General features: G+C 69.7%; 23 protein-coding genes. 12 read left to right on the top strand and 11 right to left on the bottom strand.

The features are described 5' to 3' along the window. Window positions 1-14: 14 nt before the first annotated feature. Window positions 15-902, top strand: coding sequence for a branched-chain amino acid ABC transporter permease (locus SNE35_RS09200; protein WP_320422596.1), 888 nt, complete (start codon window positions 15-17; stop codon window positions 900-902). After that, entirely contained in the window at window positions 899-1897 is a 999-nt protein-coding gene (locus tag SNE35_RS09195) for a branched-chain amino acid ABC transporter permease (RefSeq protein WP_320422595.1), read from the top strand. The genes SNE35_RS09200 and SNE35_RS09195 overlap by 4 nt, the downstream gene beginning before the upstream one ends. On the opposite strand, the gene SNE35_RS09190 is transcribed toward SNE35_RS09195, so the two are convergent. After that, window positions 1876-2583 carry a YebC/PmpR family DNA-binding transcriptional regulator gene (locus SNE35_RS09190; protein ID WP_320422594.1) on the bottom strand — a complete coding sequence of 236 codons (708 nt, stop codon included), beginning with the start codon at window positions 2581-2583 and terminating at the stop codon, window positions 1876-1878. The two genes, SNE35_RS09195 and SNE35_RS09190, sit on opposite strands and share 22 nt — an antisense overlap. 136 nt (window positions 2584-2719) lie before the next feature. Between SNE35_RS09190 and ubiA the strand changes: the two genes are divergently transcribed. The 3 genes from ubiA to SNE35_RS09175 all read left to right on the top strand — a co-directional run bounded on the left by ubiA (window position 2720) and on the right by SNE35_RS09175 (window position 5296). Continuing rightward, window positions 2720-3616: a 4-hydroxybenzoate octaprenyltransferase gene (gene ubiA / locus SNE35_RS09185; RefSeq protein ID WP_320422593.1), complete on the top strand. Its 897-nt coding sequence runs from the start codon at window positions 2720-2722 to the stop codon at window positions 3614-3616. Between the two features lie 189 nt (window positions 3617-3805). Continuing rightward, window positions 3806-4552: a helix-turn-helix transcriptional regulator gene (locus tag SNE35_RS09180; protein WP_320422592.1), complete on the top strand. Its 747-nt coding sequence runs from the start codon at window positions 3806-3808 to the stop codon at window positions 4550-4552. 87 nt (window positions 4553-4639) lie between these two features. After that, window positions 4640-5296: a Crp/Fnr family transcriptional regulator gene (locus SNE35_RS09175; protein WP_320422591.1), complete on the top strand. Its 657-nt coding sequence runs from the start codon at window positions 4640-4642 to the stop codon at window positions 5294-5296. Window positions 5297-5305: 9 nt separating this feature from the next. On the opposite strand, the gene SNE35_RS09170 is transcribed toward SNE35_RS09175, so the two are convergent. Next, window positions 5306-6193: a M48 family metallopeptidase gene (locus SNE35_RS09170; protein WP_320422590.1), complete on the bottom strand. Its 888-nt coding sequence runs from the start codon at window positions 6191-6193 to the stop codon at window positions 5306-5308. 67 nt (window positions 6194-6260) lie between these two features. Between SNE35_RS09170 and SNE35_RS09165 the strand changes: the two genes are divergently transcribed. Next, window positions 6261-6764 carry a flavin reductase family protein gene (locus SNE35_RS09165; protein WP_320422589.1) on the top strand — a complete coding sequence of 168 codons (504 nt, stop codon included), beginning with the start codon at window positions 6261-6263 and terminating at the stop codon, window positions 6762-6764. Here the strand turns inward: SNE35_RS09165 and SNE35_RS09160 are convergent. Together SNE35_RS09160 and SNE35_RS09155 are read right to left on the bottom strand one after the other, a co-directional pair. After that, window positions 6761-8668 (bottom strand): potassium transporter Kup, encoded by a 1908-nt coding sequence (locus SNE35_RS09160; protein WP_320422588.1) that lies wholly within the window; start codon window positions 8666-8668, stop codon window positions 6761-6763. The two genes, SNE35_RS09165 and SNE35_RS09160, sit on opposite strands and share 4 nt — an antisense overlap. Before the next feature lie 67 nt (window positions 8669-8735). Further along, window positions 8736-9110 carry a winged helix-turn-helix transcriptional regulator gene (locus tag SNE35_RS09155; RefSeq protein WP_320422587.1) on the bottom strand — a complete coding sequence of 125 codons (375 nt, stop codon included), beginning with the start codon at window positions 9108-9110 and terminating at the stop codon, window positions 8736-8738. A gap of 89 nt (window positions 9111-9199) precedes the next feature. Here SNE35_RS09155 and SNE35_RS09150 point away from each other — a divergent pair, with 89 nt between their 5' ends. Further along, window positions 9200-10339 (top strand): alkene reductase, encoded by a 1140-nt coding sequence (locus SNE35_RS09150; RefSeq protein WP_320422586.1) that lies wholly within the window; start codon window positions 9200-9202, stop codon window positions 10337-10339. Here the strand turns inward: SNE35_RS09150 and SNE35_RS09145 are convergent. Genes SNE35_RS09145 through gcvA form a run of 6 tightly spaced genes read right to left on the bottom strand, consistent with a single transcriptional unit; the run spans window position 10324 to window position 16254 of the window. Continuing rightward, the gene (locus SNE35_RS09145; RefSeq protein ID WP_320422585.1) at window positions 10324-11004 is read right to left on the bottom strand and encodes a response regulator; all 681 of its coding nucleotides are present in this window, start codon (window positions 11002-11004) and stop codon (window positions 10324-10326) included. The two genes, SNE35_RS09150 and SNE35_RS09145, sit on opposite strands and share 16 nt — an antisense overlap. Next, on the bottom strand, window positions 11001-12545 hold the full coding sequence (locus SNE35_RS09140; protein ID WP_320422584.1) for a sensor histidine kinase: 1545 nt from the start codon (window positions 12543-12545) through the stop codon (window positions 11001-11003). Before SNE35_RS09140 ends, SNE35_RS09145 begins: the two co-directional genes overlap by 4 nt. Next, window positions 12545-13957: a hypothetical protein gene (locus tag SNE35_RS09135; RefSeq protein ID WP_320422583.1), complete on the bottom strand. Its 1413-nt coding sequence runs from the start codon at window positions 13955-13957 to the stop codon at window positions 12545-12547. Before SNE35_RS09135 ends, SNE35_RS09140 begins: the two co-directional genes overlap by 1 nt. Beyond that, a complete protein-coding gene (locus SNE35_RS09130) occupies window positions 13954-14889 on the bottom strand; it encodes an ABC transporter ATP-binding protein (RefSeq protein ID WP_320422582.1) in 936 nt (311 codons plus the stop codon). The genes SNE35_RS09135 and SNE35_RS09130 overlap by 4 nt, the downstream gene beginning before the upstream one ends. Window positions 14890-14891: 2 nt before the next feature. After that, entirely contained in the window at window positions 14892-15293 is a 402-nt protein-coding gene (locus SNE35_RS09125) for a GntR family transcriptional regulator (RefSeq protein WP_320422581.1), read from the bottom strand. Between the two features lie 43 nt (window positions 15294-15336). Next, window positions 15337-16254 carry a transcriptional regulator GcvA gene (gcvA, locus tag SNE35_RS09120; RefSeq protein WP_320422580.1) on the bottom strand — a complete coding sequence of 306 codons (918 nt, stop codon included), beginning with the start codon at window positions 16252-16254 and terminating at the stop codon, window positions 15337-15339. Between the two features lie 146 nt (window positions 16255-16400). Here gcvA and SNE35_RS09115 point away from each other — a divergent pair, with 146 nt between their 5' ends. The 5 genes from SNE35_RS09115 to SNE35_RS09095 are packed head-to-tail and all read left to right on the top strand — an operon-like array spanning window position 16401 to window position 20339. Next, the gene (locus tag SNE35_RS09115; RefSeq protein ID WP_320422579.1) at window positions 16401-17174 is read left to right on the top strand and encodes an SDR family NAD(P)-dependent oxidoreductase; all 774 of its coding nucleotides are present in this window, start codon (window positions 16401-16403) and stop codon (window positions 17172-17174) included. A gap of 32 nt (window positions 17175-17206) precedes the next feature. Then, window positions 17207-17551: a carboxymuconolactone decarboxylase family protein gene (locus SNE35_RS09110; RefSeq protein ID WP_320422578.1), complete on the top strand. Its 345-nt coding sequence runs from the start codon at window positions 17207-17209 to the stop codon at window positions 17549-17551. Between the two features lie 18 nt (window positions 17552-17569). Further along, window positions 17570-18229 carry a cupin domain-containing protein gene (locus tag SNE35_RS09105; RefSeq protein WP_320422577.1) on the top strand — a complete coding sequence of 220 codons (660 nt, stop codon included), beginning with the start codon at window positions 17570-17572 and terminating at the stop codon, window positions 18227-18229. Further along, the gene (locus SNE35_RS09100) at window positions 18226-19317 is read left to right on the top strand and encodes a flavin monoamine oxidase family protein (protein ID WP_320422576.1); all 1092 of its coding nucleotides are present in this window, start codon (window positions 18226-18228) and stop codon (window positions 19315-19317) included. Before SNE35_RS09105 ends, SNE35_RS09100 begins: the two co-directional genes overlap by 4 nt. Continuing rightward, complete coding sequence (locus SNE35_RS09095) at window positions 19281-20339, top strand: alcohol dehydrogenase (protein ID WP_431312728.1); 1059 nt, start codon at window positions 19281-19283, stop codon at window positions 20337-20339. The genes SNE35_RS09100 and SNE35_RS09095 overlap by 37 nt, the downstream gene beginning before the upstream one ends. Here the strand turns inward: SNE35_RS09095 and SNE35_RS09090 are convergent. After that, a complete protein-coding gene (locus tag SNE35_RS09090) occupies window positions 20336-21547 on the bottom strand; it encodes an MFS transporter (RefSeq protein WP_320422575.1) in 1212 nt (403 codons plus the stop codon). The genes SNE35_RS09095 and SNE35_RS09090 overlap by 4 nt on opposite strands. Window positions 21548-21609: the final 62 nt, after the last annotated feature.

Raw genomic sequence — 21609 nt, 5'->3', positions numbered from 1 at the left:
GAGCGGAGGAATCGATGACGGAGATTTTCGGCATTCCCCTGTCGGCCTTCCTCAGCCAGCTGCTGCTGGGCCTCGTGAACGGCTCGTTCTACGCGATGCTGTCGCTGGGTCTGGCGGTGATCTTCGGCATGCTCAACATCATCAACTTCGCGCATGGCGCGCTGTACATGATGGGGGCCTTCGCCGCGTGGATGGGCGGGGAGTACCTGGGCCTGTCCTACTGGTGGATGCTGATCCTCGCGCCGCTGGCGGTGGGCCTGGTCGGCGTGGTGATCGAGCGCACGATGCTGCAGTGGCTCTACAAGCTCGACCACCTCTACGGCCTGCTGCTCACCTTCGGCATCACGCTGGTCGCGGAGGGCATCTTCCATTCCTTCTACGGCGCCTCGGGCCAGTCCTATCCGGTGCCTGAGCTGCTGCAGGGCGCCACCAACCTGGGCTTCATGATCCTGCCGAACTACCGGGCCTGGGTCGTCGTGGCCTCGCTGGTGGTGTGCCTGGCCGTCTGGGCGTTGATCGAGAAGACCTCGCTGGGCGCGCTACTGCGGGCCGGCACCGAGAACCCCAAGCTGGTGCAGGCCTTCGGCGTCAATGTGCCGCGCATGGTCACGCTGACCTACGCCGGCGGCGTCGCGCTGGCGGCCTTCGCCGGCGTGCTGGCCGCGCCCATCCTGCAGGTGAGCCCGCAGATGGGCAGCAGCCTGATCATCGTCGTGTTCGCGGTGGTGGTGATCGGCGGCATGGGCTCGATCCTCGGCTCCATCCTGACCGGCCTGGGCCTGGGCGTGATCGAGGGCCTGACCAAGGTCTTCTACCCGGAAGCCTCGAACACCGTGGTGTTCGTGATCATGGCCATCGTGCTGCTGGTACGCCCCGCCGGGCTGTTCGGGAAAGAGAAATGACGCACGACAAGAGATTGCTCGGCTACGTGGCGCTGTTCGCCGGCATCGCCGTGCTGCCGGCGCTGGGCGCCTACCCCTTCTTCGTGATGACGGCGATGTGCTTCGCGCTGTTTGCATGCGCCTTCAACCTGCTGATCGGCTTCACCGGCCTGCTGAGCTTCGGCCATGCGGCCTTCCTCGGAGCCGGCGCTTACTTCGGCGGCTACGCGATGAAGGGCTGGGGCCTGCCGCCGCTGCTGGGGTTGCTGACGGGCGTGGGCGCGGCGGCGCTGATCGGCCTGCTGTTCGGCCTGCTGGCGATCCGGCGCTCGGGCATCTACTTCTCGATGATCACGCTGGCGCTGGCGCAGATGCTCTATTTTTTCTTCCTGCAGGCGCCGTTCACCGGCGGGGAAGACGGCCTCTCGGTGCCGCGCGGCCATCTGTTCGGCCTGGACATGAGCAACGACCTGACCCTGTACTACGTGGTGCTGGTCATCTTCGCTGCGGCCTTCTGGCTGATCTACCGCACGGTGCACTCGCCCTTCGGCCAGGTGCTGACCTCGATCCGCGAGAACGAGGCGCGCGCCACCTCGCTGGGCTACGACGTCGCCCGCTTCAAGCTGCTGGCCTTCGTGCTCTCGGCGGCGCTGGCCGGCCTGGCCGGCGTGCTGAAGAGCTGGGTCGTTGGCTCGGCGACCTTGACGGACGCGATCTGGACCACCTCCGGCGCGGTGATCCTGATGACCCTGGTCGGCGGCATGGGCACGCTGGTGGGGCCGATGGTCGGCGCGCTGGTCATCATCGCGCTGGAGAACAAGATCGGCGAGCTCGGCAAGGCGCTGGCCACCCTGACCGGCACCGACTGGTTCAACGGCCTGGGCGAATCGGTGAGCCTGGTCACCGGGCTGATCTTCATCGCCTGCGTGCTGGCCTTCCGCCGCGGCTTGGTCGGCGAGGCGGTGGCGCTACGCGACCGCCTGAAGAACAAGCGTCAGCCTGCCAGCCCGACGTAGACGTCCTGCACGTCGTCGTGCGCGTCGATGGCCGCCAGGAAGGCTTCCACCTCCTCCAGTTCGGCCGCGCCCAAGCCCGTCACCGGATTCTTAGGTCGGTAGCCGAGCTTGGCCGACTGCACGCTGAAGCCCTGGGCGGGTAGCGCGCGGGAGACCAGGTCCAGGTCCGCGGGATCCGTGATGAAACGGGCCGTGCCCTCTTCATCGGCCGGCTCGAAGTCTTGCGCGCCGGCCTCGATGGCCGCCATCTCGACGTCGGCACCCGCTTGGGCGGCCGTGGCCTCGATCAGGCCGACGTGCTCGAAATCCCAGGCCACTGAGCCGGCCGCGCCGAGCTGGCCCTTGCGAAACAGCACGCGGATCTCGCTGATGGTGCGGTTCACGTTGTCGGTCAGGCACTCGACGATCAGCGGCACGCGATGCGGCGTGAAGCCCTCGTAGGTCACGCGCTCGTAGTTGATCGTCTCGCCGGTCAGGCCGGCGCCCTTCTTGACGGCGCGGTCCAGCGCGTCCTTGGGCATCGAGGCCTTGCGCGCCTGTTCCAGCACCATGCGCAGGCGCGAGTTCAGATCCGGATCCGCACCGCCCTTGGCGGCGAGGATGATTTCCTTGGACAGCTTGCCGAAGATGCGGCTCTTGGCATTCGCCGCCAAGTCCTTGTGCTTGGCTTTCCACTGTGCGCCCATGCTGGCTGCTCCTTCTTGGTGAGGGCGGGGTTATACACCCGGCGAGAATGCAGATCATGCAACCCCCGCACTCACTTCGTTCGTTGCCCCCCGAGGGGGTTTGTCAGCGCCTTCGGGCGGCCGGGCGGCGCTGACCATGACTTCCCCGACCCGCCTCCAGCTCTACCTCCAACTTATCCGCTGGGACCGCCCGGCCGGCTGGCTGCTGCTGCTGTGGCCGACGCTGTCTGCGCTGTGGATCGCCGCCGACGGCTGGCCCGGCTGGCACCTGCTCGTCGTGTTCACGCTCGGCACCGTGCTGATGCGCAGCGCCGGCTGCTGCGTCAACGACGTGGCGGACCGCGACTTCGACAAGCACGTCAAACGCACCGCCAACCGGCCGGTGACCTCCGGCGCCGTCTCGGTCAAGGAGGCGCTGCTGCTGGGCGCGGCGCTGGCGCTGCTGGCCTTCGGCCTGGTGCTGACGACCAATGCGCCGACGATCCTGATGTCCTTCGCCGCGCTCGCCGTTGCGCTGATCTATCCGTACGCGAAGCGGATGGTCTCGATGCCGCAGGCGGTGCTGGGCGTGGCCTTCAGCTTCGGCATCCCGATGGCCTTCTCCGCGGCGTTGGGCGGCAACGAGTGGAGCTGGGCCGGCGTCTACAACGCGGCGCCGTGGACGGCCTGGGCGCTGCTCGCCTCCAACCTGTTCTGGGTGCTGGCCTACGACACCGAATACGCGATGGTCGACCGCGACGACGACATCCGCATCGGCATCAAGACCTCCGCGCTGACGCTGGGCCGCTTCGACGTCATCGGCGTGATGGCCTTCTACGCGATCCACCTGGGCAGCTGGGCGGCGCTGGGGCTGCGCTTCGGCCTGGGGCGGATCTTCCTGCTGGGCATCGCGGCCGCGGCGGCGCAGGCCGTCTGGCACTGGACGCTGATCCGCGGCCGCGGCCGCGAGGGCTGCTTCAAGGCCTTCCGGCTGAACCACTGGGTGGGTTTCTCGGTCTTCGCCGGCACGGTGCTGGACCTGACCCTGCGCTGACATACGAAAAATTCCGCCTGGACAGTGGCCTTGCGCCGCACAAAGTGCTACTTTTCGCACATTAAGTTCTGCAAAGTTGCCAGTGAACTTTTCACGGAGCAGCCTTGAACAATTTACAGAATTAGGGGGAAGGGAACCCCTAGGCTTCGTCCATCAGGGATCCAAAGCAAGTCATTGGGGAGTCCGACGATGTGGAGTGCGAAACAGAACCTGGCGGAGGCGGCCGCTGCGCGCGCGCTCGCGCTTGCCCAGCAGACCCGCGCCGCCGATGCGGAAGGCAGCATCCCAACATCCCCCACGGCCCCTGCACAAGGGCGACCTCGCGCCGAGCGCCGGCATGCGGGCTCGCTGACCAGCCACTGGATGAGCCTGGTGCTGGAGGAACTCGACTACGGCGTGCTGCTGCTGACGGCCGATGGTCGCGTCGTGCACTGCAATCTCGCCGCGCGCCGCAACCTCGACGCGGAGCACCCGCTGGAGATGGTCGACAACCAGGTGCGCGCGCGCGACCCCAAAGACGCGCCGGCGCTGCTCGACGCGCTGCACGGCGCCCAGCATGACGGCCGGCGCTGCCTGCTGCGGCTCGGTGACGGCGCAGCCAAGGCGAACGTGGTCGTCGTGCCGCTGAATCGCGACGTTACGCAGACGGCGGTGCTCGTAGTGCTGGAGCGTCGGCAGCTCTGCGGCGAGCTGGCGGCGCAGTGGTTCGCCCTGCGTTACGGCCTGACCCCCACCGAGACCGAGGTGCTGAAGGCCCTGTCCGCCGGTGCCCGGCCCGGCGACGTGGCGGCGCAGCAGGGCGTGGCGATCTCCACCGTGCGCACGCAGATCCAGAGCATCCGTGCGAAGTCCGGCGCCGACAGCATCGGCGAGCTGCTGCGCCAGTTGGCGATGCTGCCGCCACTAATGTCCGCACTTCGCATGGAATTGAACTAAAGCGCTTGTGTCCGCGCCGCAACAAGGCGGCGCTCCCGTAATATCCCGTCGTGCTGCCTGCGGCCCGCCGCCGCAAGACCTAAGACGATGGATATTCACGCGAACACCCCTAGCAATGCCTTGCCGGCCGAGCCCGGTATCAACGAGCTGCCGCCCAGCCTGCGTGCCCTGGCCGCCGCCGGCATCGCCCGCAGCTACCGGCGCGGCACCGTGCTGATCGAGGAAGGCTCGCAGGGCGACAGCCTCTACCTGATCCTGTCCGGCAGCCTGCGCGCCTATGCCTGCGATGCGCGTGGCCGCGAGATCACCTATGGCGTCTACGGCCCGGGCGAATACGTCGGCGAGATGAGCCTCGACGGTGGCCCGCGCTCGGCCAGCGTGATCACCGAGGCCGCGGCGCGCTGCGTGATCGTGCCGCGCACCAGCCTGCTCGCCCACATTTCCGCCCACCCGGAATTCGCGCTGGAGCTGCTCACCAAGGTGATCCGCCGCGCCCGCGCCGCCACGCTGTCGACCAAGCAGCTCGCGCTGAACGACGTCTACGGCCGGCTGAAGACGCTGCTGCAGCAAGAAACGCAGATCGGCGAGGAGCTGGCGCTCACCCACCAGGCCATGGCGCAGCGCCTGGGCTGCTCCCGCGAGATGGTGTCCAAGCTGATCAAGGACCTGGAAGCGGGCCAGTACCTGCTGCGCGTCACCAACGGCCGCTACCGCCGCCTGAAGGACTTGCCAGCCCGCTGGTGAAACCCGCGCTCAGCCCTTGGTCTTCAAGGGCGGCGCGATCTCGAAACGCTGCTTCGGCTTGTCCGCCCGCTCGTACAGCGGCAGCACCTTCGCCAAGTTCTGCTGCAGGTCGCGGATCCGCGTCGGGCCGGCAGGGTGCGTGGACAGCCACTGCGGCGGCGCGCCCTTCGCGGCGGCGCCCATCTTCTGCCACAGCGTCACCGAGGCGCGCGGGTCGTAGCCGGCGCGAGCGGCCAGTTCCATGCCCACCAGGTCGGCCTCGCTCTCGTCCTCACGGCTGAAGGTCAGCGAGGCCAGCTGGGCACCGCCGCGCAGCACTTGGTCGCCGACATTGCCCAGGCCCAGCAGGGCCGAGATGCCGCTGACCACCAGCGAGGTCGTCGCGCTCTTGCCCATGCGCTCGCGGGCATGCTCGCGCAGCGCGTGCGCCACCTCGTGGCCCATCACCATCGCCACCTCGTCGTCGCTGAGCTGCAGCTTCTCGAGGATGCCGTAGAAGAAGGCGATCTTGCCGCCCGGCATGCAGAAGGCGTTCAGCTGCGGGCTGGCGATCAGATTCACCTCCCAGCGCCACTGCTTGGCCCGCGGATTCCAGGCCGGCGCCTGCGCAATGATCCGCTTGGCGATCTCGCGCAGCCGTATGAGCTGCGGATGGTTCTGCGGCGCCAGCGCGCGCTGCTGGGCCGCCTGCTGCAGCATCTGCTGGTACTGCTGCGCGCCGGCATTCTCGACCTGCTCGGCCGGCACCAGCTTGGTGAAACGGCTCCTCTCGCCCACGTCCACGCCCTCCCGCTGCTGGGCCGACGCACCGCCCGCGGCGAGCAGCAGGCCGGTGAACAGCACTTGTCGGCGTTGAAAACAGCAGCTGCAGGCGGGCAGGTCGAAATCAGGAGTCATGTCGTACAGCAGGACCAATCGTGAGTGGCGAGGACGAGCGGCCATTCTCAGGCATGACAATGGCGCCATGCGTCCGCATCACAAGACCATCGGTTTCGACAGCCAGCAATTCCGCGCCGCCCTGGGCATGTTCGCCACCGGCGTGACCATCATCACCGCGCGCGGCGAGGACGGCAGCCTGGTCGGCCTGACCGCCAACTCCTTCAACTCCGTCTCGCTGAGCCCGCCGCTGGTGCTGTGGAGCCTGTCCCGCGGCGCCGGCTCGATGCCCGTCTTCAGCCGTGGCTCGCACTACGCGATCAACATCCTCGCGGCCGAGCAGATGGATCTGGCCAAGCGCTTCGCCACCCGCGACATCGACCGCTTCGCCGGCGTCGACTGGCGCGAGGGCGCCGGCGGCGCGCCGGTGATCGAAGGCGCCGCCGCCACCTTCGAATGCGCCAACCGCAGCCGCTACGAGGAAGGCGACCACGTCATCTTCGTCGGCGAGGTGGAATGCTGCGACGCGCGGGCCGGCGCGCACCCGCTGATCTTCCACGGCGGGCGCTACTACACCGAGCTGCCGCTCTAGATCTGCACCCGTGTGCCGAGTTCGACCACCGCGTTGTCCGGCAGCCTGAAGAACTCCGCCACACCGCCCGCGTTGCGGGTCATCGTGGCGAAGAGGCGTTCACGCCAGTTGGCCATGCCGGCGCCGGGCGTGGGCACCACCGTCTCGCGGCTGAGGAAATAGCTGGTCTCGAACACGGGGATGCGCAGCGCGCCCTGGGAAACGGGCTCGCATAGCGCCAGCGCGCGGGGCACGTCGGGCTGGTCCATGAAGCCGTAGTGCACGGTCACGCGCCAGAAGCCCGGGGCGAGCGTGCTGAGTTCGATGCGCTCCTCGTCGGGCACGAAGGGGCGGTCCTGGAAGACCACCGTCATGATCACGTTCGCTTCGTGCAGCACCTGGTTGTGCTTCAGGTTGTGCAGCATCGCCTGCGGCACGGTGTCGACGTTCGCCACCGCGTAGACGGCGGTGCGCGAGGCGCGGTGGGCACCACCGAGCGCCAGGCTCTCGATGAAGGGCTCCAGCTCCAGGCCGTCGCGCCGGATCGTCGAGAACAGCAGCTCGCGGCCGCGGGCCCAGGTGCTCATGATCACGAACAGACCCAGGCCCAGCGCCAGCGGGAACCAGCCGCCATCGAGGAACTTGATGGCGCAGCCGGCCACCAGTAGTGTGTCCAGCACCAGGAAGCCTACCGTTGCCGGCAGGGCCAGCCGCTTGGGCAGGCGCCAGCCGTCGCGGATGACGAACCAGGTCAGCACCGTCGTGATCATCATCGTCAAGGTCACCGCGATGCCGTAGGCGCCGGCCAGCGCCGACGAGCTGCGGAACAGCAGCACCGCGCCGATCACGCCGGCCAGCAGCGCCCAGTTCACCGCCGGCACGTAGATCTGCCCGGCCTCGCGCGCCGAGGTGTAGCGCACCGTCATGCGCGGCAGGAAACCGAGCTGGATCGCCTGCTTGGTCATCGAATAGGCGCCCGAGATCACCGCCTGCGAGGCGATCACCGCCGCCAGCGCCGCCAGCACGATGGCCGGCAGCACCAACTGCTCCGGGAACAGGCGGAAGAAGGGGTTCTGGATCGCCGTGGGGTCGCGCATCAGCAGCGCGCCCTGGCCCATGTAGTTCAGCGCCAGCGCCGGGAACACGAGCACGCCCCAGGCCAGCCGGATCGGCGCGCGACCGAAGTGGCCCATGTCGGCGTACAGCGCCTCCGCGCCGGTCAGCGCCAGCACGATGGCGCCCAGCGCGGCGAAGAGCTTCCAGCCGCGCTCGGTCAGGAACTCCCAGGCATGCAGCGGGTTCAGCGCCGCGAGGATCTCCGGCTGCTGCGCGATCTGATGCACGCCGCTGACGGCCAGCACGCCGAACCACAGCGTGATCACCGGCCCGAACACCTTGCCCACGGCCGCCGTGCCGAAGCGCTGGATCAGGAACAGACCCAGCAGCACCGCCAGCGAGATCGGCAGCACGTAGCGGTCCAGATGCGGGGCGACCACCTCCAGCCCCTCGATCGCACCCATCACCGAGATCGCTGGCGTGATCACGCTGTCGCCATAGAACAGCGTGGCGCCGAACACGCCCATCAGCAGCAGCCAGCGGCGCAGCTTCGGCTTGGAATCCACCGCCTTCGTCGCCAACGCCGTCAGCGCCAGGCCGCCGCCCTCGCCGCGGTTGTCGGCCCGCAGGATCAGCACGATGTACTTCAGCGTGACGACCAGCATCAGCGCCCACAGGATGGTGGAGATCGCGCCGGTGATGTTGCGCGCGTTCAGCGCGATGCCGGTGGCCGGCTGGAACACCTCGATCACCGTGTACAGCGGGCTGGTGCCGATGTCGCCGTAGACGACGCCGATGGCGCCCAGGGTCAGCGCCGCGAGGCCGTGGCGCTGCGGGGCGTGGGGGGTGGAGGGTGAGGATGCGGACATGATGGCGCGCATCGTGCACGCGCGCGCATCAGGAACGCATAAGGATGCGTGCCGTCGAGGTTGAGCGTTAGTGGTTTTTGACGACCGCCTCGCAGGGCAGCAGCCGGTCCAGCTCGCCGACCTCGCCCGCGTGGTGGGCACCCCAGTCGATCAGCGATTCCAGGATCGGCAGCGTGCTCTCGCCCAGCGGGGTCAGCAGGTACTCGATGCCCTGCGGTTCGCCGGCCACGGCCTGCCGGCGCAGCAGCCCGTGCTCCTCCAGCGCGCGCAGCTGCTCGATCAGCACCTTCTGCGACAGGCCGGCGATGCGCTTTTCCAGGTCGCAGGTGCGCTGCGGGCCCTGCTGCCCCAGCGTGTGCAACAACACCGCCTTCCAGCGCCCGGACAGGACGCCCAGCGCCCGCTCGACGGGCAGGCCCGGCAGCCGTTTCGTGATCTTCATGGGGAAGCGCTGACCAATCCGTGTGTAGATGAGGCGCCGGGCGATCTCTAGCCTTCGGGTCTGGATTTCACTGAAGGAAGAGAAGACCCGTGGCAGACCTGTTCGATCCCCTATCGCTCGGCGGCACCGTTCCGCTGAAAAACCGCATTGTGATGGCGCCCATGACCCGTACGCGCACCGCGCCGGGCGACGTCCCTACCGATCTCATGGCTACCTATTACGGCCAGCGTTCAAGCGCGGGCCTGATCGTGACCGAGGCCGTCGACGTGGCGCCTTCGAGCAAGGGCTACGCCTGGACGCCGGGCATCCACTCCGAGGCCCAACGCGCCGGCTGGCGCCGCGTGACCGACGAGATCCGCCGCCAGGGCGGCATCGCCTTCGCGCAGCTGTGGCACGTCGGCCGCATGGCGCATCCGTCGCTGATGCCCGGCGGCGAGGCGCCCTGGGGCGTGACCGCGCAAGCCGCCGAGAACTCGGACGTGTTCGCGCACGACGAGCACGGCAAGCTCGGCTACATCCGCGCCGGTACGCCGCGGCCGATGGCCACGGAAGAAGTGTCTGCTCTGGTCGACACCTTCGCCCAGGCCGCGGCCGATGCGCGCGCGGTGGGCTTCGACGGCGTGGAGCTGCACGCCGCCAATGGCTACCTGTTCGACCAGTTCGTGAACCCGGTGCTCAACACCCGGACCGACCGCTACGGCGGCACCAGCATCGAGGACCGCACCCGCTTCCTGATGGAAGTCGTCGACGCCACGGTGCGGCGCCTTGGCCCGGGCCGTGTCGGCGTGCGGCTGTCGCCGTTCGGCGCGTTCAACTCGATGCCCGAGGATCCCCGGCCCGAGGAAACCTTGCTGTACCTGGCCGAGCAACTGGGCCGCCGCGGCGTCGCCTACCTGCACCTGATCTATGAGCTGATGCCCACCGGCAATATGGAGACGGCCGAGTTCCAGTCCCGCTACATCGACCATGCCGTGCTGGCGCGCGTGCGTGCCGCGTTCCCCGGCACGATCATCTGGTGCGGCGGCTTCGCCAGCCGGGCGGGCGCGCAGGCGGCGCTGGACACCGGGCTCTTGGACCTGATCGCGTTCGGCCGGCCGTTCGTGGGCAACCCCGACCTGGTGGAGCGCCTGCGCCACGGCTGGCCGCTGACCGAGGCGGACCGCTCGACCTACTACACGCGCCAGGGCGAAGTCGGCTTCACGGACTTCCCGACCTACACCAGTCGATAACCCACGCCCGGCTCCGTCAGCAGGCGCTGCGGATCGGCCGGTTCGGCCTCCAGCTTGGCGCGCAGCTGGCCCATGTAGAGCCGCAGGTAGTGCGTGTGATCGATGTACTCCGGGCCCCACACGTCGGCCAGCAGCGCGCGGTGCGTCACCACCTGGCCGGCGCTGCGCACCAGGCGGGCGAGCAGCTTGAACTCCGTCGGGGTCAGGTGCTGCTCCTCGCCGGCGAGGCACACTCGGTGCGCCGTCAGGTCCACCAGCAAGCCGCCCTGCTCGTAGCGCGTCACCGCCGGCTGCAGGCTGCGGCCGCGGTGGCGCAGCGCCACGCGCATGCGGGCCAGCAGCTCGCTGACGCTGAAGGGCTTGACGAGATAGTCGTCCGCACCGGCGTCCAGCAGGCGCACCTTCTGGCCGTCCTGCTCGCGGGCCGAGATCACGAGCAAGGGCGTCGAGCGTTCGCGCCGCAGCTGCGTCAGCAACTGCTCGCCTTCGCCGTCCGGCAGGCCCAGGTCCAGCAGCACCAGGTCCACCGGCGCGTGGGCCAGCAGTGCCAGGCCCTCGGCGAGGCTGGCGGCGGTGTGGACCTCGTAGCCCTCCACGCGCAGGCTCTCGGCCAGCGTGGCGCGCAGTTCGCGTTCGTCTTCGACCAGCAGGACGGCAAGGCTCATGTCATCGGCAGTTCGTTGGGGGCGGGCAGCGGCAGCCGGCATTCGAAGCTGGCGCCGCCGTGGCTGCGCGCACGGTAGCGCAACTCGCCGCCGTGCGCGCGCGCGATGGCGCGGCAGGCGGCCAGGCCCACGCCGGCGCCGCGGCGCGTGGCGGCGTCGGGGCGCTCGGGATCGGCGACCGCGCTGCCGCGCTGGAAGACGTCGAAGATGCGCTCCCGCCAGGCCGGCGGCACGCCCGGGCCGCGGTCGCGGACGGCGAGTGTGAGCAATCCGTCGCACTGCGTCACGCGGATCTCGGCACCGCCCTCGCCGCCGTACTTCAGCGCGTTGTCCAGCAGGTTGTCCAGCAGCTGCAGCAGCAGCACGGCGTCACAGCGCAGCAGCGGCAGGCCGTCATCGAGCCGGGCGCGCACGCGGGCCTCCGGGTGGCGCTGGCGTACGCGGCGCAGCGCGGCGCCGACAAGCTCCTCCGCCGATTCCCAGTCGGTCTTCAGCGTGACGCCGGGCGCGTCGAGCCGCGCGATCTGCAGGGTGTTGTCGGTCATCCGCGCCAGCGCCTGCGATTCGTCGACGATCGCCGCGGCCAGCTTGCGCCGCTGCGCCGGGCTCAGCCGTTCGTCCTGCTCCTGCAGCGCCGAGGCAGCGCCCATGATGGTGGCCAGCGGGGTGCGGTAGTCATGCGAGATCGCGGCCAGCAGCGCATTGCGCAGGCCCTGCTGGTCGACGGCATCGCGTGCCTGCTGGGCGGCGCGCTCGGTGGCGCTGCGCTCCAGCGCCAGGCCCAGCTGGTCGCACAGCAGCTGCGCCTGGGCGCGCAGCGCGGGGTCGGGTGACAGCGCTCCGGCGGGAACGGCGATCAGCGCCGCGCCGCCGCTGCCGGCCCGCCCGCGCAGCGGCAGGTACCACTCGGGCAGCTCCTCGTGCCGGCCGGTGCCGGGGCCGAAGGCCAGCGAGCGCCGCGCGCTGAGCCACAGGCCGGTGCGCTGGTCGGCGCTCAGCGCAGGGTCCAGTGGCAGGGCGGCGGTGTCGTCATCGCTGCGCGGCAGCGCGTCCTTCAGTACCAGCAGGCGCGCGGGCGTGCCGGCCAGGTCCTGCAGCGCCTCGCGCAGCGCATCGGCCTGGGCGGCGGCGTCGCCCGCATCGCGCAGGGCCTCGCTGAACACGCGCAGCCGCTCGGCCTCGCGCGCGTGGCGGCCGGCCAGCTCGGCCTGCTGGCGCAGCCGTGCCATCAGGCCGGCGGTGCTCCAGCTGATCGCCAGCATCGTCGCCAGCAGCCAGGCGTGCAGGCGCAGCTCCACGAGGAAGCTGCCGCGCGGCTCGATGAAGGCGGCGTTGAAGGCCAGCACCGCCAACAGGTCCACGGCCAGCGCCCAGCCGAGCGGCAGCCAGCGGCTGCTCAGCGCGGCGGCCAGCACCAGCAGCAGCGCCAGGTTGCCGATGTGGGCCAGCTCCGACTGCCCGTCGACCCAGCGCATCAACGCGCCGGCCGCCACCCAGATCAGCAGCGGCGGCAGCCAGCGCCTCGCGAAGGTTCCGGCCATCAGGCGCTCAGCCGGCCGGCCGGGAACGCCTGCGGCATGCGGCCGATCTGCTGCCAGCGCCAGAGGGCCAGCACCAGCGTGGCCAGCGCCAGGCCTGCGAGCCAGATCGGCGAAGGCGCCAGCGTGCGCTGCAGCGCCATCGCCCCGAGGGCCGAGCCGGTCATCATCAGCGTCGGCAGGGTCTGCGACGCGCCCGAGGGCGCGTGCGGCAGCCGAGCCCAGTCGCACCACAGCATGGACAGCGCCCAGGGCAGGCAGGCCAGGCCGTAGGCCATGCAGGACCAGAAGATCGGTGTGCCGATGCTGAAGCCCGTGATGAACAGCATCGCCCCACCCCAGCCCAGCAGCAGGCGCAGCAGCTGGCGACGCGCCAGCGCGCGGTTCAGCACCGCACCGCGCGGCATGCCGGGCACCAGCATCAGCAGCGCCTGCTCGCGGCGCGTGCGCAGCAGGCTCGAGCGCAGGCCCAGCATCGGCAGCACGAAGGCGCTCATCGCGCCGATGATCAGGCCGATCGAGCTCTCGCCGCGGATGTGCCAGATCGAGTAGCCGAAGCCGAACCAGGCCACGGCCGTGCTGAAGCTGAAGACCAGCATGAAGATCGTGCCGCCCACCAGCTGGCCCACCCAGTGCGATCCCAGCGCCAGGTCCAGCCGCGCCAGCCGGCTGCGCTGCGTGGGCACGGCGCGGGCGATCACGCGGCGGCGCCAGGCCGCCAGCGGCGCGTTGAACAGCACGGCGAGCCGGTCGCCGATGGGGCCCGGCGGCAGCCGGCGGCCCTCGCCCAGGCGGCCGGGGCGCTGCTGCTTCTCGGCACGGGCATAACGTCGCATGTGAGCGCCACCGCCGTCCTGCAGCAGCCGGCACAGCAGCCAGCCCATCACCAGCATCGCCCCGATGAACAGCGGCAGTTGCGCCGGGCTGGCCCGCCACATCGCGTGCACCGCGTCGAAGGCGTGCTCCTTGGCCAGCAGCGACAGCACCAGCGGGATCACGCTCATCGACACCCACAGCCAGGGCATCACCGAGAACAGCGCCAGCACCGCCATCAGCAGCGCCGCGACGAGGCCCCAGCCCAGGCCCGAGCCGGGCAGCGCGGCGCTCAGTAGCGCGATCAGCAGCCACAGGCCGACGAGGCTTTCGCGCAAGGTGCGCAGGTGGCCGGGTACGAGCCGTGCGGCATTCGGATGGTTCTGCCGACGCAGGCTGCCGAACTGCATCAGCCACCAGCCCTGCAGCAGAAAGGCGAGGCTGAAGGCGAAGCCCTCCAGCGGGAACTCCCGCATCTGCCAGGCCACCAGCGCAAAGGGCAGTTGCGAAGCGATCACGCTGAGGGCGACGACCCACAGCGTGCCCTCGCTGCGCCGCTGCTGCCATGGCGCGGCCAGCGCGTGGGCGTGCATGGCCATCATGACTGGGTCAACTCCATGAACAGGTCCTCCAGCGTCACGCGCTGGACCTCGACACCGGCGATGGCGACCGGCACCCGGTCCTCATTGCCGCGGACCAGCCAGCGCTCGCGGCCACCGGTGGCTGCACCAACGCTGGTGCTTGCGCCGCGGCTCAGCACCTGCAGGCCGGCCGCGGCCAGCGTCAACGCCGTGGGTGTGCCGGCGAGCAAGCGCGTCTGGTCGAGCAATTCGTCCAGCGGCGCCTGCAGCGCGATCCGGCCGCCGCTCAGGAAGGCCACGTTGAAAGCCACGCGCTCCAGGTCCGACAGGATGTGGGTGGAGAACACCACCGTCGTGCTGCGATCCAGCACCTGCTCCACCAGCTCGCGCAGGAAGTCGCGCCGGCCGGCCGGGTCGAGGCTTGCAACCGGCTCGTCCAGCACCAAGAGGTCCGGTTCGTGGGCCAGCGCGCGGATGATCGACAGCCGCTGCTGCTGACCACCCGACAGGCGCGAGATCGGCTTGTCGCGCTCGATGTCCCAGCGCGACAGCAGGCCCTCCACCTTGGCCTCGTTCCAGCGCGGATAGAAACTGCGGAAGTAACTGAGCAGTTGCTTGGCCGTGAAGGACTCGAACAGATCGCTCTGCTGCGGCACGTAGCCGATGCGCGCGCGGCTGGCATCGTCCAGCTGCGTCACCGGCTGGCCGAACAGGCGCACGCTGCCCGCCGTGGTCTCGCGCAGGCCCAGCAGCGCCTCCAGCAAGCTCGTCTTGCCCGCGCCGTTGCGACCCAGCAGCCCCACGACCTGGCCCGGCAGCAGCTGCCAGTCCAGCCCGCGCAGCACGCTGCGCGAGCCGTAGTCCAGCTGCAGGCCGGCCAGCTCGGCCGAGGGGCTGGGCAGCGCCGGCGTGCCATGCAGCGCGATCGACGGGGAGGACAACGTGTCGTTCATGGTCAGGAAGCTCCTTGCTCTTTCAACACCTTCGCGAACAGGTCCAGCACCTGCGCAGCCGGCAGCTCCAGCTGCAAGGCCTCGGCGGCGGCTCGCTCCAGGCTCGGCCGCAGCAGCTCCACCCGCGAGGCCGAGGACTGCGCCCGCCGGTGCTGCGCCGCGATCACCATCGGCAGCCCGCGCCGCCGCTCCAGCAGTCCTTCCGCCTCCATCAGCCCGAAGGCCTTGGAGATCGTCATCGGATGCACCGCCAGCGCCTGCGCCAGCTCCCGCACCGATGGAATCTCCTGCCCCGCCACCAGCTGCCCACTCGCGACCCGCCGACGCAGCTGCTCGACCAGCTGCCGGTAGATCGGCTCGGTGGAGCCGGTGTTGATGCTGAAGAAGAGGTCGATGTCGCTCATGGCCTGTGTGTACTAGTACAGTAGTACACATGAGCGGGAGGTGTCAAGGGGTGCGATGCGCTTCTTCGGCCAGCCATTCCCGGAACGCCGCGACCCGAGGCAGGCCCGCGCAGTCGTCTCGGTAGACGACGTAGTACGCCAGCGGCGAGACCAGGGACACCTCCGGGAACAGACGGACCAGGCGGCCGCTCTGCACGTCTTCCTGCGCCATCACGCTGCGCGCCAAGGCAATGCCGTGGCCCTCGGCGCTGGCCTGCAGCACCGCGGCGGAGTTGTTGATCTTCATGCCCCGCCCGGGCAGCGAGCCCTCGACGCCTGCGGCGCGCAGCCAGGTGTCCCAGCCGGGGAAATCGGCATGGCCTTCCATCGACAGGTCGTGGATCAGCGTCTCGTTTCGCAGATCGCCCGGGCGCTGCAGCCGTGAGGCATCCTCCAGCAGACGGGGTGAGCACACGGGATAGACCTCCTCGTCCATCAGCTTGTCGGCCTTCAGCCCGGCCCACTGGCCCGCGCCGTAGCGCACGCCGACGTCGATGCGCTGGGCGAGGAAGTCCACCGGCTTGAGGCTGGTGTCCAGGCGCACGTCGATGTCGGGCCAGGCGAGCTGGAAGCCCTCGATGCGCGGCAGCAGCCACTTGGCCGCGAAGGCGGGGCTCACCGTCACGGTCAACAGGCCGTGCTGGCCGGCCTCCTTGAGCCGCTCCATGCCGACGATCAGGCGATCGAAGCCGGCGCGGATGTCCGGCAGCGCGCGTTCGGCCGCCTCGGTGGCGATCAGGCGGGCGCGGCCGCTGCTGTTGCGGTGGAACAGCGGCGTGCCGAGCCAGTCCTCCAGCGCCCGCACCAGCTGCCCCACGGCCGCGGGCGTCACGTTCAGCTCCTCCGCGGCCACGGAGAAGCTCTGGTGCCGGGCGCTGGCCTCGAAGGCGCGCAGGGCGTTGAGATGGACGGGGGCCTTCATTGCGAGGAAGTTTTTCTTTCAATGAGAAGCAATTTAACTCGTTTGTCTCCGCTGTTGAAGCTCAGAAGAATGACCAGTCGCTCGATATGGAGAGGTTTTTCTTTCCATGAGGTCGATCTTCATTCATTTATTCACGAGAGGTTTTCATGAGCCATCAATTCAAGGGCCGCAAGCTGCTGGTCGTCGGCGGCACGAGCGGCATGGGTCTCGCCGTGGCCCGCCAGGTGCTGGAAGACGGCGGCAGCGCCGTGATCGTGGGCCACCGTGCCGACAAGACCGAAAAGGCGCTCCAGGGGCTGTCGTCGCTCGGCCAGGTCTGGGGCGTGACAGCCGACCTGAGCACCGAAGACGGCCTGACCGCGCTGCTGCGCACGCTGAAGGCCGAGCACGGCGACATCGACCTGCTCGTCAACGCGGCCGGCGTCTTCTTCCCCAAGCCCTTCCTGGAGCACGAGACGGCCGACTACGAGCAGTACATGCAGATCAACAAGGCCTTCTTCTTCATCACGCAGGCCGTGGCGGCCCAACTCGTGGCGCAGGGCAAGCCCGGCGCCATCGTCAACATCGGCTCGATGTGGGCGCGCCAGGCCATCGCGGCGACGCCGTCTTCGGCCTACTCGATGGCCAAGGCCGGCCTGCACTCGCTGACCCAGCACCTGGCGATGGAGCTGGCGCCCCAGCAGATCCGCGTCAACGCGGTCTCGCCGGCCGTCGTGCAGACACCGATCTACGAAGGCTTCATCCCCAAGGCCGAGGTGCACAGCACCTTGCAGGGCTTCAACGCCTTCCACCCGATCGGCCGCGTGGGCACGCCGCAGGACGTCGCGGAAGTGATCGTCTTCCTGCTGTCGAACAAGGCCAGCTGGGTGACCGGTGCCATCTGGGACGTGGACGGCGGCGTGATGGCCGGCCGGAACTGAAGCCCGCATCGATCAACAAGGAGAAGCAGACCATGATGCAAGACTGGAACGACTACCGCGGCGCCTTGCTGGGGCGCGTGGGCGACTACGCTCAGCTGAGCCCCGACGTGATGCGCGGCCTCGCGATCATCGACAGCGCCGGCGCGAAGACCGGCCGCCTGGAGCCCAAGATGCACGAGCTGATCGCGCTGGCGGTGGCCGTGACCACGCGCTGCGACGGCTGCATTGCCGTGCACACGAAGAAGGCCGTTGAGCACGGCGCTTCGCGCGAGGAGATCGCGGAAGCGCTCGGCGTGGCCATCGCCCTGAACGCCGGCGCGGCGCTGACCCACTCGGCACGCGTGCTCGAAGCGCACGCGCAGTTGCCGCAGGCCTAGCCCGGTGCCGCGACGACCATGCTGATCCGCGCCGATTTCTCCCAGGCCGCGCTGGTGCGTGCGCACGAGCACTGCTGGACCCGATCGCCGCAGGCCGGTGTCGAGCGCGTGATGCTGGACCGCGTGGGCGGCGAGCAGGCGCGGGCCACCAGCCTCGTGCGCTACGCGCCGGGATCGCAGTTCCCCGCGCACGCGCACCCGGGCGGCGAGGAGATCCTGGTGCTGTCGGGCACCTTCTCCGCGGACGGCGAGGATCACCCGGCCGGCTGCTATCTGCGCAACCCGCCGGGCTCGGCGCACCGCCCGTCGAGCTGCGAGGGCGCGCTGATCTTCGTGAAGCTCGGACAGATGGGCGCGGACGAGCGGAGTGCCTTGAGGGTCGATACGCGAGACCCGCGCAACTGGCGCGAGGCCGGCGAAGGTTCGATCTGCCCGCTGTTCGACAGCGCTGGCGAGCAGGTCCGGCTGGAGCGCTTGCCGCCGGGATTGCTGTTGGCTCTCGACGCCTCGGGCGGCGCGGAATTGCTCGTGCTGGAAGGCGCGCTGTCGATGCCGGGCCAGCGCCTGGAGCCCGGTAGTTGGTTGCGCTTGCCGGCGCCTGGCTCGGAGTTGCGCGGCGGTGATGCCGGCACCTTGCTGTACCTGAAGACCGGCCACCTGGGCGATGCGCGCCGATGAACACCGCACGTATCGCCATCGTTGGAGGCGGGCTGAGCGGCCTGCACGCGGCGCTGTGCCTGCTGCGGGCTGGCGTGCAGGATTTCGTTCTGCTGGAAGCTCGTACTGCGCCGGGCGGGCGCATCAGCTCGGCCGGCGGCTTCGATCTCGGCCCGACCTGGTACTGGCCCGAGTTCCAACCCGAACTGCACGAGCTCATCGTCGATCTGGGCCTACGACCCTTCGCGCAGTTCGAGGAGGGTGATCTGCTGGTCGAGCAAGCCCAGCAGGGAGTCCCGATGCGGGTTCCCGGATACGCGAGCGCTCCCGCCGCGATGCGCCTGCCCGGAGGCATGCAATCGCTGGTCGAAGCACTGCAGCAGCGCATCCCCGACCGCCACTTGCGCGGCGGTCACCGCGTGCGCCGCATGCGCCGCGTTGGCGAGCAGGTGGAGCTGGACTGCGAGCCGACGAGCTGGCGAGTCGATCATGTGATGCTCGCGCTGTCGCCGCGCCTGGCGGAAGCCACGATTGGGTTCACGCCCGCGCTGCCGCCCGCCCTGGCCCGCAGCTGGCGCGAGACGCCCACCTGGATGGCCCCTCACGCCAAGTACGTGGCCGTCTACGACCACGCGTTCTGGCGCGAGGCCGGCCTGTCCGGCGGTGCACGCAGCGCGCGCGGTCCGCTGGGCGAAATCCACGATGCCTCCGTGCCGCAAGGGCCGGCCGCGCTGTTCGGCTTTCTTGGCGTGCCGGCGCAGGTCCGGCGGCGCGTACCGCAGCAGCAGTTGCTTCAGCATTGCAAGGCCCAGCTGACTCGCCTGTTCGGACCACGAGCCGCACATCCGCGCGAAGAGTTCTTCAAGGACTGGTCGGTGGACCCCTTCACCAGCACCGCTGCCGATGAAGCCAACGCCGGGCATGCGCTGCGCCAGCCGGAAACCGGTGCCATCGCCGGCCCGTGGTACGGGCGGCTGACGGGCATCGCCAGCGAGTGGTCCGCCGAGTTCCCGGGCTACCTTGCCGGAGCGGTGGACGCATCGCGCCGCGGCGTCGATGCCTGGCTGTCCTCATGTCCATCGAACAAGCCCTCGAAGGAGTGCCCGTGAAACCCACCTATCGCGCGATGCAGGTGTCGCGGCCCGGCGTGCTGGAGCTGGTCGAACGCCCGACGCCAACGCCCGCAGCCTCCCAAGTCCTCATCGCCGTGGAAGCGTGCGGCATCTGCGGTGCCGACGTGGGGGACATCGAGCGTGCCGTGCCCGCCGAGGCACTGCCTCGCGTGCCCGGCCACGAGGTGGTCGGTCGCATCTTGGCGCTGGGCACCGCGGTTCCGCCGATCTGGCGTGTGGGCCAGCGCGTCGGCGTCGGTCGGCTCGGCGGACATTGCCAGGTCTGCCCGGCCTGCCGGCAGGGACGGTTTCAGCTGTGCAGCGCGCAACCTTACGTTGGCTCCAGCTGCGACGGTGGATACGCCGAGCTGATGTTGGCGCGCGCCACGGGCCTGGTCGCCATCCCCGATGCGCTCGACTCGGAGGACGCCGCGCCGCTGCTGTGCGCCGGCATCGCGACCTTCAATGCGCTCAGGAAATGCGGTGCCCAGGCTGGCGATACCGTGGCCATCCTGGGCATCGGCGGCCTGGGCCACATGGCCCTGCAGTACGCCCGGCGCATGGGCTTTCGCGTGATCGCCATCGGCCGTGGCGAGGACGTCCGCGCCGACGCGCTGGCGCTGGGCGCCCATCACTTCGTCGACACCCGGAGCGAGGATGCGGTCGCGTGGCTGCGGGCTCTCGGTGGCGCGCAGGCCATCATCAGTACTGTCGGGCACGCGGATGCCGTCTCCGCCTTGCTCGGTGCGCTGGCGCCGTCCGGCAGCATCGTCCTGCTCGGCGCGGGCAAGGATCCGCTGCCGGTGGCCACGGGGCCGCTGATCGTCGGCGAGCACCGGGTGCTGGGCTCCCTGACCGGCACGCCCTTCGAGACCGAGAAGGCGCTGGATTTCAGCGTGCTTGCCGGCGTGCGGCCGATGATCGAGCGGATGCCGCTCGAGCGGGCGGCCGAGGCTTACCAGCGCATGAAGTCGGGTGATGTCAGGTTCCGGATGGTGCTGACCACCTCCCGGTACTAGTCCCGCGAAGGTTCGATCACGAAGGCAAGGACACCGATCAACAGCGCCAGCACGCCGCCCGCGAGCGCCGCAGTGCCGAGCCCGCCGGTCGCATAGAGGCTGCCGCCCACCGAGGAGCCGACCGCCCCGCCGATGAAGATGCTCGTGGTGTAGAGGGCGTTGAGGCGGCTGCGGTGTTCTTCGGCGAGCTGGAAGATGGCGCGTTGCCCGACGACCATGTTCATCTGCACGCAGAAATCGAAGGCGACGGCGACCAGGCCGATGACGAGGACGCTGCCCGTCAGCGACGGTGCGGCCAGCGCGAGTAGGCTGAGGCCCGCGCCACCCAGCGAGAGCAGTGTCGCGAAGCGCGCCCTGCCGGCATCGGCGAGCCTGCCGCCGAAGGGGCCGGCGAGCGTGCCTGTCGCGCCGATGAGTGTGAACAGCGCCACTTGCGACTGGGAGAAGCCGTGCTTGTGGACCAGCTCGATCGGAATCGTGGTCCAGAACATCGAGAAGGCCGCGAAGAGGCTCGCCTGGTACAGCGCGCGGCGGCGGAGCACGGGCGTCTCCTTCAGCAGCCGGACGAGCGAGGCGATCAGCGCGTCGTAGCCGACCGCGGAGCGCGGCTGCCGGGAAGGGACGAAGCGGCCGATCAGCACGGCGACGCAGAGCATCAGCGCCGACGCGGTCCAGAAGATCGCTCGCCAGCCGAAGTGGTCGACGACCAGGCTCGACAGCGGCCGGGCGAGCAGGATGCCCGCGACGAGGCCGCTCATGATGTTCCCGACCACGCGCCCGCGCTCGGCCGGCGGCGCGTAGTGGGCGGCCAGCGGGACCATGACCTGCACCGAGACCGAGCTGAGCCCGATCAGCAGGCATCCGGCCAGGAAGAGGCCCGGCGTGCTGGACGATGCGGCGATCGCCAAGGCCGCGCTGGATGCCAGCACCGAGATGACGATCAGCCGCCGGCTTTCCAGCAGGTCGCCCAGCGGCACGATCAGGAACAGGCCCAGCGCATAGCCCATCTGCGTCAGCGACACGATGTTGGTCGCCGCGGCGATGGACAGGCCGAACGAGCGCGCGATGGCGTCGACGACCGGCTGCGCGTAGTAGATGTTCGCAACGACCGCGCCGACGCAGAAGGCGAGCAGGCGGAATCGTGCGGCGGAGAGGGGTCTCGGCGGCGCCGCCGTCGAGCCGGAAGGGAGGGTGTGGGTGGTGTTCATCTTGGATACTCAAAGGCTTGTGGGAGGTCGCATTCGCGAATGCTTGCCGGCAGTTTGCGGAA

Origin of the sequence: Roseateles agri (assembly GCF_034043675.1) — a bacterium.
GTDB lineage: Bacteria > Pseudomonadota > Gammaproteobacteria > Burkholderiales > Burkholderiaceae_C > KK5.
The sequence above is the reverse complement of the archived record's forward strand: the minus strand, read 5'-3'. Positions and strand labels throughout refer to the sequence as shown.